At 40.5% G+C, this 14216-nt stretch carries 15 protein-coding genes; 11 read left to right on the forward strand and 4 right to left on the reverse strand.

Annotated features, from left to right (window positions below; genetic code table 11):
* Nucleotides 1-31: 31 nt before the first annotated feature.
* The 4 genes from rpmG to ACZ9AO_RS05250 all read left to right on the forward strand — a co-directional run bounded on the left by rpmG (nt 32) and on the right by ACZ9AO_RS05250 (nt 2905).
* A complete protein-coding gene (gene rpmG, locus ACZ9AO_RS05235; protein WP_028391797.1) occupies nt 32-181 on the forward strand; it encodes a 50S ribosomal protein L33 in 150 nt (49 codons plus the stop codon).
* Between the two features lie 181 nt (nt 182-362).
* Complete coding sequence (locus tag ACZ9AO_RS05240; protein ID WP_476108602.1) at nt 363-935, forward strand: 5-formyltetrahydrofolate cyclo-ligase; 573 nt, start codon at nt 363-365, stop codon at nt 933-935.
* 76 nt (nt 936-1011) lie between these two features.
* On the forward strand, nt 1012-1200 hold the full coding sequence (locus ACZ9AO_RS05245) for a hypothetical protein (RefSeq protein WP_034308414.1): 189 nt from the start codon (nt 1012-1014) through the stop codon (nt 1198-1200).
* Nucleotides 1201-1366: 166 nt separating this feature from the next.
* Nucleotides 1367-2905, forward strand: coding sequence for a rhomboid family intramembrane serine protease (locus ACZ9AO_RS05250; RefSeq protein ID WP_476108603.1), 1539 nt, complete (start codon nt 1367-1369; stop codon nt 2903-2905).
* On the opposite strand, the gene ACZ9AO_RS05255 is transcribed toward ACZ9AO_RS05250, so the two are convergent.
* Nucleotides 2900-3757, reverse strand: a complete 858-nt coding sequence (locus ACZ9AO_RS05255) for a hypothetical protein (protein ID WP_251540965.1) — start codon at nt 3755-3757, stop codon at nt 2900-2902. The genes ACZ9AO_RS05250 and ACZ9AO_RS05255 overlap by 6 nt on opposite strands.
* Before the next feature lie 213 nt (nt 3758-3970).
* On the opposite strand from ACZ9AO_RS05255, the gene ACZ9AO_RS05260 reads away from it, so the two are divergent.
* The 5 genes from ACZ9AO_RS05260 (at nt 3971) to ACZ9AO_RS05280 (ending at nt 10448) form a co-directional block, all read left to right on the forward strand.
* A complete protein-coding gene (locus ACZ9AO_RS05260) occupies nt 3971-4180 on the forward strand; it encodes a YqgQ family protein (RefSeq protein WP_053535705.1) in 210 nt (69 codons plus the stop codon).
* Nucleotides 4181-4194: 14 nt separating this feature from the next.
* Nucleotides 4195-5166: an ROK family glucokinase gene (locus tag ACZ9AO_RS05265; protein WP_476108604.1), complete on the forward strand. Its 972-nt coding sequence runs from the start codon at nt 4195-4197 to the stop codon at nt 5164-5166.
* A gap of 150 nt (nt 5167-5316) precedes the next feature.
* A complete protein-coding gene (locus tag ACZ9AO_RS05270) occupies nt 5317-7170 on the forward strand; it encodes an LTA synthase family protein (protein WP_476108605.1) in 1854 nt (617 codons plus the stop codon).
* A gap of 766 nt (nt 7171-7936) precedes the next feature.
* Complete coding sequence (locus ACZ9AO_RS05275) at nt 7937-9103, forward strand: M14 family metallopeptidase (RefSeq protein WP_476108606.1); 1167 nt, start codon at nt 7937-7939, stop codon at nt 9101-9103.
* A gap of 172 nt (nt 9104-9275) precedes the next feature.
* Nucleotides 9276-10448, forward strand: a complete 1173-nt coding sequence (locus ACZ9AO_RS05280; protein WP_289350429.1) for a YqgU-like beta propeller domain-containing protein — start codon at nt 9276-9278, stop codon at nt 10446-10448.
* Nucleotides 10449-10489: 41 nt separating this feature from the next.
* Here the strand turns inward: ACZ9AO_RS05280 and ACZ9AO_RS05285 are convergent, their stop codons facing one another.
* Nucleotides 10490-10663, reverse strand: a complete 174-nt coding sequence (locus ACZ9AO_RS05285) for a DUF2759 domain-containing protein (RefSeq protein ID WP_034308396.1) — start codon at nt 10661-10663, stop codon at nt 10490-10492.
* 233 nt (nt 10664-10896) lie between these two features.
* Between ACZ9AO_RS05285 and ACZ9AO_RS05290 the strand changes: the two genes are divergently transcribed.
* Nucleotides 10897-11523 carry an MBL fold metallo-hydrolase gene (locus ACZ9AO_RS05290; RefSeq protein ID WP_476108607.1) on the forward strand — a complete coding sequence of 209 codons (627 nt, stop codon included), beginning with the start codon at nt 10897-10899 and terminating at the stop codon, nt 11521-11523.
* Nucleotides 11524-11828: 305 nt separating this feature from the next.
* Entirely contained in the window at nt 11829-12929 is a 1101-nt protein-coding gene (locus ACZ9AO_RS05295; protein ID WP_476108608.1) for a class I SAM-dependent methyltransferase, read from the forward strand.
* A 52-nt stretch (nt 12930-12981) separates the two neighbouring features.
* Here the strand turns inward: ACZ9AO_RS05295 and ACZ9AO_RS05300 are convergent, their stop codons facing one another.
* Together ACZ9AO_RS05300 and ACZ9AO_RS05305 are read right to left on the reverse strand one after the other, a co-directional pair.
* The gene (locus ACZ9AO_RS05300) at nt 12982-13224 is read right to left on the reverse strand and encodes a DUF2626 domain-containing protein (RefSeq protein ID WP_034308393.1); all 243 of its coding nucleotides are present in this window, start codon (nt 13222-13224) and stop codon (nt 12982-12984) included.
* 85 nt (nt 13225-13309) lie between these two features.
* Entirely contained in the window at nt 13310-14011 is a 702-nt protein-coding gene (locus tag ACZ9AO_RS05305; protein WP_251540935.1) for a helix-turn-helix transcriptional regulator, read from the reverse strand.
* Between the last annotated feature and the right edge of the window lie 205 nt (nt 14012-14216).

Raw genomic sequence — 14216 nt, forward strand, 5'->3', positions numbered from 1 at the left:
AAATGTCAATATGTTTGGAGGGAAATACACAATGCGCGTGAATATTACATTAGCTTGCACTGAATGTGGAGACCGTAACTATATTTCTAAAAAAAATAAACGTAACAATCCAGACCGTCTTGAGCTTAAAAAATACTGCTCAAGAGAAAAACGCAGCACGACTCACCGTGAAACAAAGTAAGCAACAGGATTTTTCCTGTTGTTTTTTTTATGCATTTTTTAAGTCCTTCTTTTCTCTCTTTCCTTTAGTGAATATTTTCACCAGAATGCACGAATGATTCGGCGATTTCCGACACCGTATTTTCGTAAATGGACAAATATTATGAGATAATGATAGAAGTAGACTAAAGGAGTCGGAAGAGATGAGAGAAAACAAGAATAAGCTCCGTCAAGAAGTTAGGTCCCGTTTAATGGAGCTGACTAAAGAGGAACATGAAGAACTATCCAACAGAATCGCTGAAAACTTATTTGCATTGGAGGAATGGAAAAATGCTGATACCATTGGCATCACCATCTCCATTCCGCCTGAAGTCCCAACGGTACGGATCATCGAACAAGCATGGAGCGAAGGAAAAGTAGTGGCTGTACCAAAATGTGATCCTGAAAAAAAGACAATGGAATTCAAAAAAATTTCGTCCTTCAATCAGCTCGAGTCTGTTTATTACGGATTGCTGGAACCAGTGGCTGAAACAGTCAAGGCCTGCAAAGAGGAATTGGACGCATTGATCGTACCCGGCCTTGCTTTTAACAAGGAAGGGTATCGCCTAGGCTTTGGAGGGGGCTATTATGACCGTTTCCTATCTAATTACCGAGGAGATACATTGGCCCTTACATACGAGCTTCAATTAATGGATGAACTCCCGATAGAGGTACATGATCTAGCGGTGGGCATACTCATTACCCCATCCAGGGTTATACGCACGTACGCCCATTAAGAAGAAGTTCAATAATTATCACTTTTAGCTCATAAAAATCCTATCCTGTATCACACTATTGATAGGAGGGATTGTTATGCTTCGATTAATTATTCAAATTTTCTTGGTTGGTTTAGCTGTTTATGCAGGTTACAAAAACCGGTACCGCCTGATAAATGTTGCGCTGTCCAACGGCATACTGAGAAGATTTCTAGTGACTAAATCCTTGGATATGCCAATGTTCAGGGATAAAATGATGCAAAGCATGTTCACTCAGACTAAATGAGGATGCCGGCATTTTGAAAAGGGAACCTGACCAGGGGTTCCTTTTTTTATTTTTTAGGAGCGGGAAAACAGTCTCCTTTTTTACTTTTTACATGATTTCGTCTATAGTTTTAATTAAAGAACAGGAATTTTAGAAGCTTAAGTTTTATTGGAAAGTGGGGAAGGCATTGGGATTTAAAGAGGATTATTTTTTTTGGGAAACCATAAGGGAGTTGTCTGCCCATTACGATTATCGAATGATCACAGTCACGGAAAACCATCAGGAGATTTGGCTTGAGAGCGATAAGAATAAGGAGTTTCCAGTCATAAGACTCATCCGCCATGATTTGGATTGGGCTAATTGGCTGAAACGCGATATCGAGCGAACATTGCAGAATGGGGAAAGAATCCGAAGGAAATTATACAAAAAGCCCATAAACATATTAAGTATCTATGTTAGTAAATTCGCCCCGGTCGATGATCACGACTTTAGTTCACGGGTGGCCTCCTTTAAAAAAACGAATGTCAACACGTTCCTTCTAACTTGTGAGAACTTTCATGTTTCGCTGCAAAACCTTGAACATGTTTTGAAAAAACCACTTTCAATTCAAGTTCTTGAGGAAAATGAAATAGATGAGGAAAAGGTTCTTACAGTAAAGAAGAACGCCATCTCGGAGTCAGTCAAAAAGGCTAAGGCCGAACAGAAGGTATTTCAAAATGCCAATAAGCCAATCTTTACATATATATTCATGGCGGTACAAATAGCAGTGTTCATCTTGATGGAGTTTAATGGGGGCAGCACCAATTCCAAGATTTTGATTGAGTTTGGCGCTAAATTTTCCCCTTATATCATCCAAGGGGAATGGTGGCGGTTCTTTACACCGATGATCGTCCATATTGGGTTCATTCATTTACTGATGAATACATTTTCGCTGTATTTGATTGGTGCTGAAGTTGAAAGGATTTATGGTAATGCCAGGTTCCTTTTCATCTATATATTCGCTGGTTTCGCTGGAACCCTAGGCAGCTTCATCATGACCCCGAACCTTTCCGCAGGAGCGAGCGGAGCCATTTTTGGCTGTTTTGGGGCACTTCTGTACTTTGGCATCGTCTATCCGAAATTATTCATGCGCTCGATGGGCTCATCGGTGATCGTGTTGATCATCATTAACTTAATATATGGTTTCACCGTTTCGGGAATTGACAATGCAGGGCATATCGGAGGTTTGATCGGAGGGTTCTTGGCCGCTGGAGTGGTCCATCTGCCAAAATCCAGGAATATCTTTCGGCAGCTGGCTTTTCTGATCGGGACGGTAATACTGACCTATTCCCTGCTGCAATTTGGATTCAATCATCAGGAAAGTGCAGCTATCGATGATAATACCATGGCAATGCTGGCCCAAAAGTATATTGATGATGATGAAGAAGATAAGGCGGAAGAGATGCTATTCAAATATGTGGAGTCAAATCCTGATGCACCGCTATCGCTCTTTATGCTCGGAAATTTATCTTTTGATAAAAAGGACATAGACAAGGCCAGGGATTATTATGAAAAAGCATTTGAAAGTAATCCGGATTTGCATGAAGCCCATTACAATCTTGCCTTGGTCTACATGAATCTCGAATCATTCGATCAAGCTAAAGAGCAAGCTGATAAGGCTATTGAGCTTGCCCCGGATAATAAGTCATACACTAAACTACTGGAAGAAATCGAAAAGCAACTATAACTCTTGACGCAGCATGATTGGGGTACCGTCTTTCAGGGTAAACAAGACTAGTATTTCCCTTTGATTCTTCGCCATAAGCAATAGGGGGATGGTGCTACCTTGTGGACTCACAGTGGAGCCATCCTCCTTTTTTACTCCCAACACATAATTTTTATATAGTCCTTCCCATAGTTTTCCCACAATTTCTTCCCGTTTGAATTGGGGGAAGGCAGCAAGCCATTGATTTTTCTTTGAAGGCAGATCTGTTAAAGAAATGATTTTGTACTGATCGAGATTAACCTGAAAGGCTTGCCCGGCTTTCTCCAAACCATTTCGAACCGTTTGATCTGTCAAGCCGTCCAGCGTTTTTTTCCACTGAATCTGTTCTTCTGAAAGGGGGCGGTGGAAAAATTGAAAAACCGGTGTCGTTACTGTATAGAGTTTATCTTTACTGAGCTGCTGGGCACTGGTGAAAATGGTGTCACTTGGATGAACCTCGGCATAATGAAACGTTACAGCTTCATAACGCCCACTCTCGGATTCTTTATATTTCGCTTTTTGAGAGAGTTCTTGTTTATTTTGGCGCCAATTTTTTAAAGCTCCAGCCAATTTTCCATTTTTGTATAAAAGCGATACGTCCTGACGTAAGTAAGCAGGCTGGTCCAACGTAGAATCCACCCTCCAAGTGATGGTATAGGTGGAATTCCCGGTACCTTTAGGTGTCAGGTTGGTGGAAGCATGTTCAAAATGGAGCGAGGAATCGATGGGAAAAAAAATGATGGTTTCCTCTGTCCGTTTATGATTTGATAAATAAAGGATGACAAAAATGGTGGTTAAAACCAAAAAGACGGTATACTTCAATTGTACTTTCATTTTTCCCCTCCGTTTTCACGCGTGATGAATGGTTTAAAATCATTAAGCTGTTAAATCAAATCAAAGGAGTCCACATTCTTGATATTTCATCATATGAATACAGTTGGACATGTATGAGGGGGATGGGGAAATTATCAAAAGAGGAAATGGGCGCTTGTTACAAAGGTGCGGATTCGATATACTTTCCTAAAGAAAAGAGTAAAGAGGTTTACTATGAAAACATATTATGATCTTCAACAATACTTGAAAAGATTTGGTACATTTATCTATATTGGCGATCGCTTAGCCGAGCTTGAACTGATGGAGGCCGAAATAAGGGAACTCCACCGTATGCAGATGATGGATACGAAAGATTATCAAATGGCGATTCTTTTAATCAGGCAGCAATTGTCTCTTGAAAGGGAAAAACAGAAAAAAAATTGATAAAAAAGGTGAGAATGATGGAAAAGTGGCTGATGGGTGTGGATTTAGGCGGTACAACTACCAAACTGGCTTTAATCAATTTATACGGAGAGATCATTCATAAATGGGAAATCAGCACGGACATCTCCGAAAAGGGAAAATACATTACGATTAACATAGCCAAAGCAATTGATGCGAAGCTCGTGGAACTTAATGAACCGAAGAGTAAGATAGTAGGGATAGGAATGGGTGCTCCCGGTCCTGTGAAATTTGTTAACGGTTCCATATATGAAGCCGTCAATCTTGGCTGGAAGGACTATCCTTTAAAAGATTTATTGGAGGTGGAGACAGCTCTTCCAGCTGTGATCGATAATGATGCCAATATGGCAGCTTTGGGAGAAATGTGGAAAGGTGCCGGTAATGGAGCCAAAGACCTTGTTTGTATCACTCTCGGAACGGGTGTAGGAGGCGGAATCATCCATAATGGCCAAATCGTCCATGGTACCAGTGGAGCTGCTGGGGAAGTAGGGCATATAACGGTCGTAACGGACGGAGGGGCACCATGCAATTGCGGCAAGACTGGTTGTTTGGAAACGGTTGCTTCGGCAACGGGAATCGTCCGTATGGCTTTAGAAGCCTTGAATGCCGCCGATGAAAAGTCATTGCTTCAGCAGAAAGTAGAAGAGGGGAATACGGTTACTTCCAAACTGTTATTCCAATGCGCTGCAGCAGGTGATCCCTTGTCCAAAGCTGTGGTGGATAAGGTAGGCAATTACTTGGGGCTGGCACTATCACATGTTGGGAATGTCATGAATCCAGATAAAATCGTCATTGGCGGGGGCGTTTCACAAGCGGGGGACATTTTGCTTGATACCGTTCGTTCTGCATTCAAAAAGTATGCATTCAAACGGGTTAGTAAATCAACGAAAATCAGCCTGGCCACTCTAGGCAATGATGCAGGGGTAATAGGTGCAGCCTGGCTCATTAAAAGCCAAATGAATACGTGATTCCATGCTGCCCTCTGGCAATCAGGGTAATAAGAAAAAAAGATGGATCTTCAAAGATGGTTCCCCCCTCTTGAGGGGGAGAACCATGACCCATTATTGAGGCGCTCTGGATCGCAGCTCCAGCGCTTCTTCGATGAGGAGGGACCAGGATTGAAAAGGGTCTTCAAAAAACAGGGATATTCATTGTTTTGGGTCGTATTGATTTCACTTTGGCTTAAAACATATATCGCCTATAAAACAAGTTTTAAGATAGATATTGATAATTGGATCCAGGAGTTCATACTATTCATCAATCCTGTCAGTTTCCTTTTACTTATACTTGGCGTGAATCTATTTTTAAAAGAAAATGGACGGACGGCATACTTATTGATCATGAGTTTTTTCATCACCTTCGTCCTCTTTGCCAATCTTGTTTTTTTTCGCTTTTTCAATGATTTTTTAACCATTCCCGTTCTTTTTCAAACGAGCAATATGAACGACCTTGGAAGCAGTGTACATGAATTGATCAATCCGAGTGATCTATTGTATTTTGCCGATATTCTGTGCTTGATGCTTCTTCTGAAATACAAACCAAAAACATTCCATGAAAGTCGATACAATCCCCAGGACCGTAAATTCTTTTTGTTAATGGCTTTAGGAGTGACATTTTTTAACTTGGCTTTAGCGGAAGCGGCGCGTCCTGAACTCCTGACAAGAACGTTTGACCGCGAAATCCTCGTTAAGAATATCGGTACGTACCATTATCACCTCTATGATGCAATATTACAGACGAAATCCTCAGCTCAACGTGCACTTGCTGATGGCAGTGAATTGTCGGAAATTGAAAATTATGTCCGTGCCAATCAAAAAGAAGTTAATGATGAACTTTATGGTCTGGCAAAAGGCAAAAATGTGATTCTTATATCATTGGAATCCACTCAAAGCTTTGTCATCAATAAAACTGTCAACGGGGAAGAAATCACTCCTTTTCTGAACCAATTCATTAAAGATAGCTATTATTTCAATAACTTTTATCACCAAACTGGCCAGGGGAAAACATCCGATTCAGAATTCATTATTGAGAATTCCCTCTATCCTTTAGGTAGAGGTGCAGTATTTTTCACTCATGCCCAAAATGAATACAAAGCCACACCTGAAATCTTAACGGAAAAAGGTTACTATACGGCTTCCTTGCATGCCAATAATAAAAGCTTTTGGAATCGTGACATAATGTACGATTCTCTTGGGTACCAACGGTTTTATGATAGTGATGAATACAAAGTGTCTGAAGGCAATTCCATCAATTGGGGTTTGAATGATAAATCGTTCTTCAAGCAATCAATTTCTCACTTGAAAAGGATGCCTGAGCCTTTTTATGCCAAGTTCATAACGTTAACCAATCATTTTCCATTTACTTTGAAAGATGAAGACCGGACATTGGAACCTTACGATTCGAATTCCAAAACATTGAATCAGTATTTTCCGACCGTACGTTATACCGACGAAGCCTTGAAACAGTTTATCGGCGATTTGAAACGTAATGGATTATATGAGGATTCCATCATTGTTCTATACGGAGACCATTATGGAATTTCTGAAAATCACAACTCTGCCATGAGCCAGTTCCTTGGGAAGGAAATTACGCCTTTCGAATCGATCCAGCTTCAGCGTGTCCCGCTCATCATACATGTCCCCGGACAGAAGGGAAAAACGATTTCCACCGTTGCCGGCCAAATTGATGTAAGGCCGACTCTCCTTCATTTATTGGGAATTGAAAATGATGATTATATTGAATTCGGCAAAGATCTATTTTCCGAAGAAAAATTAGAATTCACCGTTCTTCGCGATAGCAGTTTCATCACGAAGGATTACCTCTATACGATGGATACCTGCTATGATAAAAAGACCGGAGCGGCGACTGCAAAGGATTCATGTGAGAAGTATTTGGAAAAGGCAAAGAAGGAGCTTGATTACTCCGACAAAATCATTTACGGGGATTTGCTCCGATTTTATGAGCAGCCTTGAAAAAGGAAACCTGGTGCAATCCTGGTTTCCTTTTGATTCTTTATTGGAATTGAAGCAGGTATAGAGAAACAGTTGACCTCTCGTGATTCTTCCGCTTATTCTTGCCAATTATGACGTGTCACTACTTTTGATGATCTTTTCTTTCCGTACATTGTGCTCAAAAAAGAACTTGTTGTGCAATTATGTTTCGGTGATTGATACTCACTATTATAAGTAACTTGGTAATCGCAGGTGTTTTATAAGCTGCACGTGCGACAACAGCTTCCGGTTTTCCAACTCTTCCAATCAACTTTTTCGCTATAGAATTTTAGGATATTCCTGCCATATCTCGTGTTACTATCGTGCCGACCACAAACTAAAGTAATCATTTCAAGCCGATATCAAGTTTTAATACTAAAAAAAAGACGGTAGACAATCGTGTCCTATCTAAAAGTTAAAACAAAGTTGATTGGAACGCAAGGTGCGAGACTCCTGCGGGAAAAACGTGTCCAGGGGAGACCCCGCAGGCGCAAAGGCGCCGATGTGGCTCCCGGACCGCCCGCGGAAAGCGAGTGCCTGAAGAGGAAATCGACGTTCAAATTGCACAAACCCTAAAAAACTGTAGGTGATTTTCAGCGAGTTTGTCTACTGATACTTGGCGCAATCCAGGTTTTTTCGCTTTTTCAGGGAAATCAGTACCCCTTACATTTATGAAACAAGAGACTTCCTGAACATCTTTCTGTTTTTCCCTTCATAAAGATAAAACAATGAAAGGGGCGGAGGCTGAATGAAAGTTGTGAGCAGAAGCGGGGATGATTTGGCATATTACAGTCAATTGTTCCAAATTCCCCGGGTTTTGATTGAGGATGCCAATCCGGCCATTACTGGCGGTGTTTTGCCAAATGGCATCGAAGTACAGATACCTGGATACATTGTTCAGCAAGAGTCCCGGTTAGATATCGAGTTTGCCGAAATCGCTTTACAATATCACCTGCCAATCGATGGGATAGTATTATTGAATCAAGATGGACAAAAGCCTTTTTCCGTACCCATCCGGGTGATGAATCCCGTGATAGTCACCGACAAGCCCTACGAATATCAATCACTTCTTGACGATCTTGATGTTCTATCTTGTCATTACCCCTTTATTAAGGTTGAATCGGTCGGAAAGAGTGTGTTGGGAAAAGAACTCCTTGAGGTAAGAATCGGTCAAGGTGAAAAAATCATACATTATAACGGTTCATTCCACGCTAATGAATGGATCACTACGGCTGTTTTGATGAAATGGCTGAATGATTTTCTGCTGGCCGTAACGAATGATCGTACACTTTGCGGAATGGACTGTATGCCGTACTACCGGGATATGTCCATTTCGATGGTTCCAATGGTGAATCCGGATGGAGTCGACCTTGTCCTAAAGGGGGAGGAGGCGGCAGAGGGGAAGGTTGATGTTTTAAAAATAAATAATGGCAATCCTGCCTTTTATGCTTGGAAAGCCAATATCCGCGGTGTAGATCTGAATAACCAATATCCTGCTAACTGGGAGGTTGAAAAGCGCAGAAAGATTCCAAAAGCCCCTGCCCCGAGGGATTTTCCAGGAGAAACCGCATTATCAGAACCAGAAGCATTGGCCATGAAGGAGCTGGCAATAAGACGGAATTTTGAAAGAGTGCTTGCACTTCACACCCAGGGAAAAGAATTCTATTGGGGATATGAGGGACATGAACCTGAACAGGCAGCGAATGTTGCGAGGGAGTTTGAGGAGCGCAGCGGATATCGGGCCGTAAAATACGTTGATAGCCATGCTGGGTATAAAGATTGGTTCATTCAGGAATTCAAACGCGGTGGATTTACAATCGAACTGGGAAAGGGCATCAATCCGCTTCCGCTATCCCATTTGCCTGGTATATATGAAGATTCCGTCAAGATTTTGATGGCAGGACTATATATGTGATGCATTCCCCTAAGGAATATACTTCCAAAAAAATATAAGATCATTATCCGCCACATTTTCTCTTTTTTACTTTATAATGAAAGAGAGTAAGGATTCGATTGGTTAATCCTTACTCTCTTTCTAATGTCTCGCTCACATATGCCAGGCGTTTTAGTTTTGAAGTGGGAGGTGTGTGGAGATTAAAGTATCCAAAGCAGCACTTTGTATGCGGCTTTCCATTTGTAAGATGTTGTGTTTCGTCCCATTATTTATCTCCACTATCCTTCTTATCTCGGCTTGTGAGCCTTCCAAGGACCTTAGTAAACCCGTAAATGATTCGGAAAAAGAACACTCCCAATCTAACCAGGAAACTTCAGTAAGCAATTTAAAGGTCCCGACCGCAGAAACGGAAAAAATCGAAGCCATTTTTGGATGGCTGGATTCAAAAACCATTTTATATTCTGTGAAGCGGGATGGTAATGAATTATCCCAGTTGATGGCATGGAATTTGGAAACGAATGAAACTTCCGTTTTCTATCAGCCGGCTTTTGCGTTTTCTGAAGTATCGATCAGTCCGTCTGGTACGCATATTTTGTTGTCGTCCTTTACCTCATCGGATAAAGCATCAATCACAATACTCGATAAAACGGGGAATCCACTGTATTCCGTGGCGATCCCAGCCTATGAATTAGCTTATGAGTGGAATTCATTTAAAGATGGCCGGTTGTTTGTATCGAGCTTTTATGAAGATTGGACATACAGCAGTTATGTATTGAATCCAGATGAACAAACTATGGAAACTCTGGACTTTCCGCAGCCCTTTGCTCAATGGGCAAGTGAAAATGACTTGATGTTTTTGGATTGGGACAAAGAAGAACCTGCTTTGACGGCTCCCCTAGAAAAAAAAGCGCTGCATGGGGATGGGGCAGACAGCCTTATGCTCGATGTCATTCACTTTAAAAAAATGAAGCAAGCGCTGATGACGATTCAAGTGGAGACAGAAAAACAAGATCGGGGTACATATGCATTTTATGATCCAACAAACAAGCCGATCCACTCTTTTTCCGTGCCACTATTGAAAAGCTTTTCAGATTGGGTCATTCCATCCTATGATTTCATTGAAAAAAACAAGGAATTCATAACGTTTATTCCTAATGAATCAAAAGATGCGGACCAATATGAGGGAAGGTTTACCTTAACTAAATTAAATTGGGAAAAAGGCACACAAGAAGAATTGATGAAGGACATGGAAAATGAACCATTAAGCTGTTCGCTTGATGGCAACTTCTGCTTATATGGATATCAATTTGAGAAAATCATTGATATGAAAACCCATCAAATACAAAGATTGTTCAAACAAACATGATAACCTAAAACAAAAGCTCGCCGGATGGCGAGCTTTTTTCTTCAATGGGCAACAGGAAAACCGCTGTTGATGACTGTCATGACAGTGAACCAGCCAAACACGACTGCACTGCCGGCTGCAAAAATGAATCCTAAGAAGTTTCTCTTTTTTAATGAGGTAAACACAGCTGCTACTCCTAATATAGCCACAAGTCCGAAAACAACCATTAATATCATGTCAAAACCCCCTTTTTTCGTAATGAATACCTAATCCCTAATAATATACCCAGAGAATAAAGCAACTACCAAAAATATGTAGAAAAGATTGCATTTGTTAATATCTTAATATTTTTTCAATTATTTGTCGAGGTTTAATAGGTGACACTTCTATGACTTGAGTAAACTGGATTAACATTAGCAGCTTAATTAGTGTAAGATAAAGATAGAAAATCATATTGGAGTTGATGGAAATGAAATGGACACAAATTCCTCTAGGCCCGCTGCAAACGAATTGTTATGTAGTTTCCGATGGACAGGATTGCATCATTTTCGATCCGGGTGAAGAGCCGCAGAAAATCATACAATACATACAAACAAAAAATTTAAAGCCTTTAGCGATTTTATTGACACATGCACATTTTGACCATATCGGTGCTCTGGATGCTATTCGGGACCATTATGGAATCCCTGCATATATTCATGAAAAAGAGGCCAAGTGGCTACTTGATCCCGCTTTGAATGGTTCTCAAAACTGGTTCCCTGAAAGTCCAATGCGAATGAAGCCTGCCGATCACATCTTGGCAAATGAGCAAGAGCTTACTATTGGAGGATTCACTTTCGAAGTATTCGAAACCCCTGGACACTCACCAGGGAGCGTTTCGTATTATGTGAAGGACGAACGTCTCCTCTTTTCTGGGGACGTCTTGTTCCAAGGAAGCGTTGGCAGAACCGATTTAATAGGCGGAAGCGAGTCATTGCTCTTAAATAGCATTGAAAAGAAGCTACTGACACTTTCTGATGATGCTATCGTTTTTCCAGGTCATGGCCCTGTCACGACGATTCTGGATGAAAAGAATACTAATCCCTTTTTGAGATAATTACTTTTTCAGGTGCCGCTATGGCACCTGTTTTTTTAAGTTCTTAATTATGTGAAAATATTGAAATGGGTCAATTCCGCAACTATACTGAATATAAAAAAACAGGGTCTTCCCCAATGTGCATTTTTGAACCTCCTCTGAAGTAATATTATTAAATTCATTTTGTGGATGCACTGTTATAACTGCGAGATGAAATTTGAACATTTTGTGAACTTTAAATTTGTTTTCTGTATGAATGTCGTTAAAAAATTTATTTACTGTGTTTTATAATAAGATGGAAGATCATGGAGACGGAGGCTATTGTGTTGAAAAATCATTTAAAGGAATTGATTGCAGGAAGCCCGCAAAAAAGAATCTCCTATAATGACTATATGGATGCTGTTTTATATACGCCGAATATAGGCTACTATGCACGTGCAAAAGAGAAGATTGGCCCAAGAGGGGATTTTTATACGTCTGGCAATGTTGGGGATGCATTTGGGAGATCACTGGCGAGATGGTTCGTATATTTGATAAAAAGATGCGGAGTTTCACCAAGAATCATCGAGGTCGGGGCAGGGGACGGTAAACTGGCGTATGACATCCTCGTTTACATAAAAGAAACGGAACCGCAGATATGGGACTCTTTGACTTATATTCTTGTGGATGGCAGTCCATTTCATAGAAAGATTCAGCACGAACGTTTAGGGATATTCAAACAGGCAGTTTCTGCTGCCAGTATAGAAAAATGGAAGAATGTAAATGGAATCGTCTTTTCAAACGAACTTTTCGACGCGTTGCCTGTGTATGTCATTGAAAAGTATAAGGGAGCCTTGGTAGAGGTATTCGTCACTGAAAAGGAAGGCGATTTGGTAGAAGAGAGAGAACCTTTGGACAACCCTGACATTCTTTCTTACCTTACTGAACGAAAAATCACCTTAAATGAAAAACAACGATACGAAGTTCCGCTAAACATGATCCGCGAATATGAGAAGATCGTTTCCTGTATTGAATCGGGTATTCTCCTTACAATTGATTATGGCTATACCGATAGGGAATGGAAGGAGCCAGCTCATCTTCAAGGGAGCTTGAGGGGCTATTATCGGCATCAAATGATTAAAGATGCACTTATGTATCCTGGTGATATGGATCTGACGACACATATCCATTTTGACACATTAATCGAGATTGGAAAAAGAAAGGATCTTTCCAATCGAGGGCTTTTTCTTCAAAATGAATTCTTGCTTAAAGCAGGGATACTAGAGGAATTGAAGGACCATCAAGGAACTGATCCATTCTCGAAAACGGCAAAGCGTAATCGGGCAATCCGGGGGCTAATCGTTCCTGGGGGATTTAGTGAACATTTCAAAGTGTTGCTTCAATCGAAGAATTTAGCAGATGATGTAAGGATCTTTCCTGAATGGTGACAAGTAAAAACCCATGAATCAAAATTCATGGGTTATGTAATATTGCTTGTTCTTAATGCGCAGCACCCGGAGTCATCATAAATACGCTCCAGTAGGAAAATCCTGCAAAGAAAACGGTAAGATAGGCGCCGAAAACATAAATATACATGCGCTCAGATAATTTCAAATAACTTAAAAGTACAAAAAAGATCGTTTGTGCAAAGAAAAGCAAAGACGTTTGATGCATATGGCCAAGATAAAAGAAAATGGCCATAATTCCTGTCCAAAATCCACATACTCTGAACATGCGTTCCATCCGAATCCCTCCTTATGTCTAGTCGTGTACATTCTAAATAATTATAAATGAAATTGTAAGGTAATGTAAAGGATGCCTTTTGTTTCTATGTGAGAACCGAAGCCTGGTATGAGCATGCTGCACAATTGGACATCATATTTTCTATTTCCACAATATTGACATTCTCAAACAAGGCTTCGAACATACCTTTTAAAAATGAATTATGCATGGAGCAGATTGTTCCTGGCTCGACTTCAGTAACTTCCTTAAACGGGCAATTGAAGATACGGAAGGATATTTTATTTTCTTCTTCGCTTGCTTGTATTTCGGGAGATAACCCTGCAATGGTAGCCGCATTTTTAAGCATGTTGACTTTTTCCGCAAAAGCAAGCCGATCTACCGATGTCGAGTTCAGGGCTAGTTGCTGATTGATCAATTCCTCCCCGAATACTTTTCCCGTTTCATAAAGAGCCTGTTTTCCTTGTTCCCCTAATGTCATCATAGACTGGACGGCAATCTTTGCAAGCAGCTGATAATTCCTATATGGAAAATGAAGCTGTATGACTTTGTCAGATAATCGATAAAGTCTGCTTGGGCGACCGCCTTTCCCGGTCTTTCGGGAATTCGAGGTCAACATATCGATATCCTCAAGTTTCGACAAATGTAGACGGGCAACATTTGGATGGATGTTGAATGAATCGGCGATTTCCTGTACCGATACATCACCATGGTTGTTCACTATATGCTGATATATATAATATCTGGTGGGATCAGCTAACACGTTTGTTATTTTTAACGTTTGTTCCATTACACCCTCCTGCTATTCCATAGTTTACCTATGTCCATTATAATGCAGGCAGAAAAAAATGGAATAAGAGAAAGAGTAAACACTCTTTAGTTTAAAAAACGTTCACATTTAAAACGGTTTTATAAAGCAAATATGTATACATTAATTATACAAATGTTATACAATGATTGTATAGACTATAAATGTATACAAAATGTGAACGGGG

Source organism: Peribacillus sp. TE19612, from assembly GCF_056279465.1.

What these genes read in the sequence shown, in the direction of transcription:
- rpmG (WP_028391797.1), top strand. Translation starts at nt 32, where the DNA reads ATGCGCGTGAATATTACATTAGCTTGCACTGAATGTGGAGACCGTAAC.
- ACZ9AO_RS05240 (WP_476108602.1), top strand. Translation starts at nt 363, where the DNA reads ATGAGAGAAAACAAGAATAAGCTCCGTCAAGAAGTTAGGTCCCGTTTA.
- ACZ9AO_RS05245 (WP_034308414.1), top strand. Translation starts at nt 1,012, where the DNA reads ATGCTTCGATTAATTATTCAAATTTTCTTGGTTGGTTTAGCTGTTTAT.
- ACZ9AO_RS05255 (WP_251540965.1), bottom strand. Translation starts at nt 3,757, where the DNA reads ATGAAAGTACAATTGAAGTATACCGTCTTTTTGGTTTTAACCACCATT.
- ACZ9AO_RS05260 (WP_053535705.1), top strand. Translation starts at nt 3,971, where the DNA reads ATGAAAACATATTATGATCTTCAACAATACTTGAAAAGATTTGGTACA.
- ACZ9AO_RS05265 (WP_476108604.1), top strand. Translation starts at nt 4,195, where the DNA reads ATGATGGAAAAGTGGCTGATGGGTGTGGATTTAGGCGGTACAACTACC.
- ACZ9AO_RS05275 (WP_476108606.1), top strand. Translation starts at nt 7,937, where the DNA reads ATGAAAGTTGTGAGCAGAAGCGGGGATGATTTGGCATATTACAGTCAA.
- ACZ9AO_RS05285 (WP_034308396.1), bottom strand. Translation starts at nt 10,663, where the DNA reads ATGATATTAATGGTTGTTTTCGGACTTGTGGCTATATTAGGAGTAGCA.
- ACZ9AO_RS05290 (WP_476108607.1), top strand. Translation starts at nt 10,897, where the DNA reads ATGAAATGGACACAAATTCCTCTAGGCCCGCTGCAAACGAATTGTTAT.
- ACZ9AO_RS05300 (WP_034308393.1), bottom strand. Translation starts at nt 13,224, where the DNA reads ATGGAACGCATGTTCAGAGTATGTGGATTTTGGACAGGAATTATGGCC.
- ACZ9AO_RS05305 (WP_251540935.1), bottom strand. Translation starts at nt 14,011, where the DNA reads ATGGAACAAACGTTAAAAATAACAAACGTGTTAGCTGATCCCACCAGA.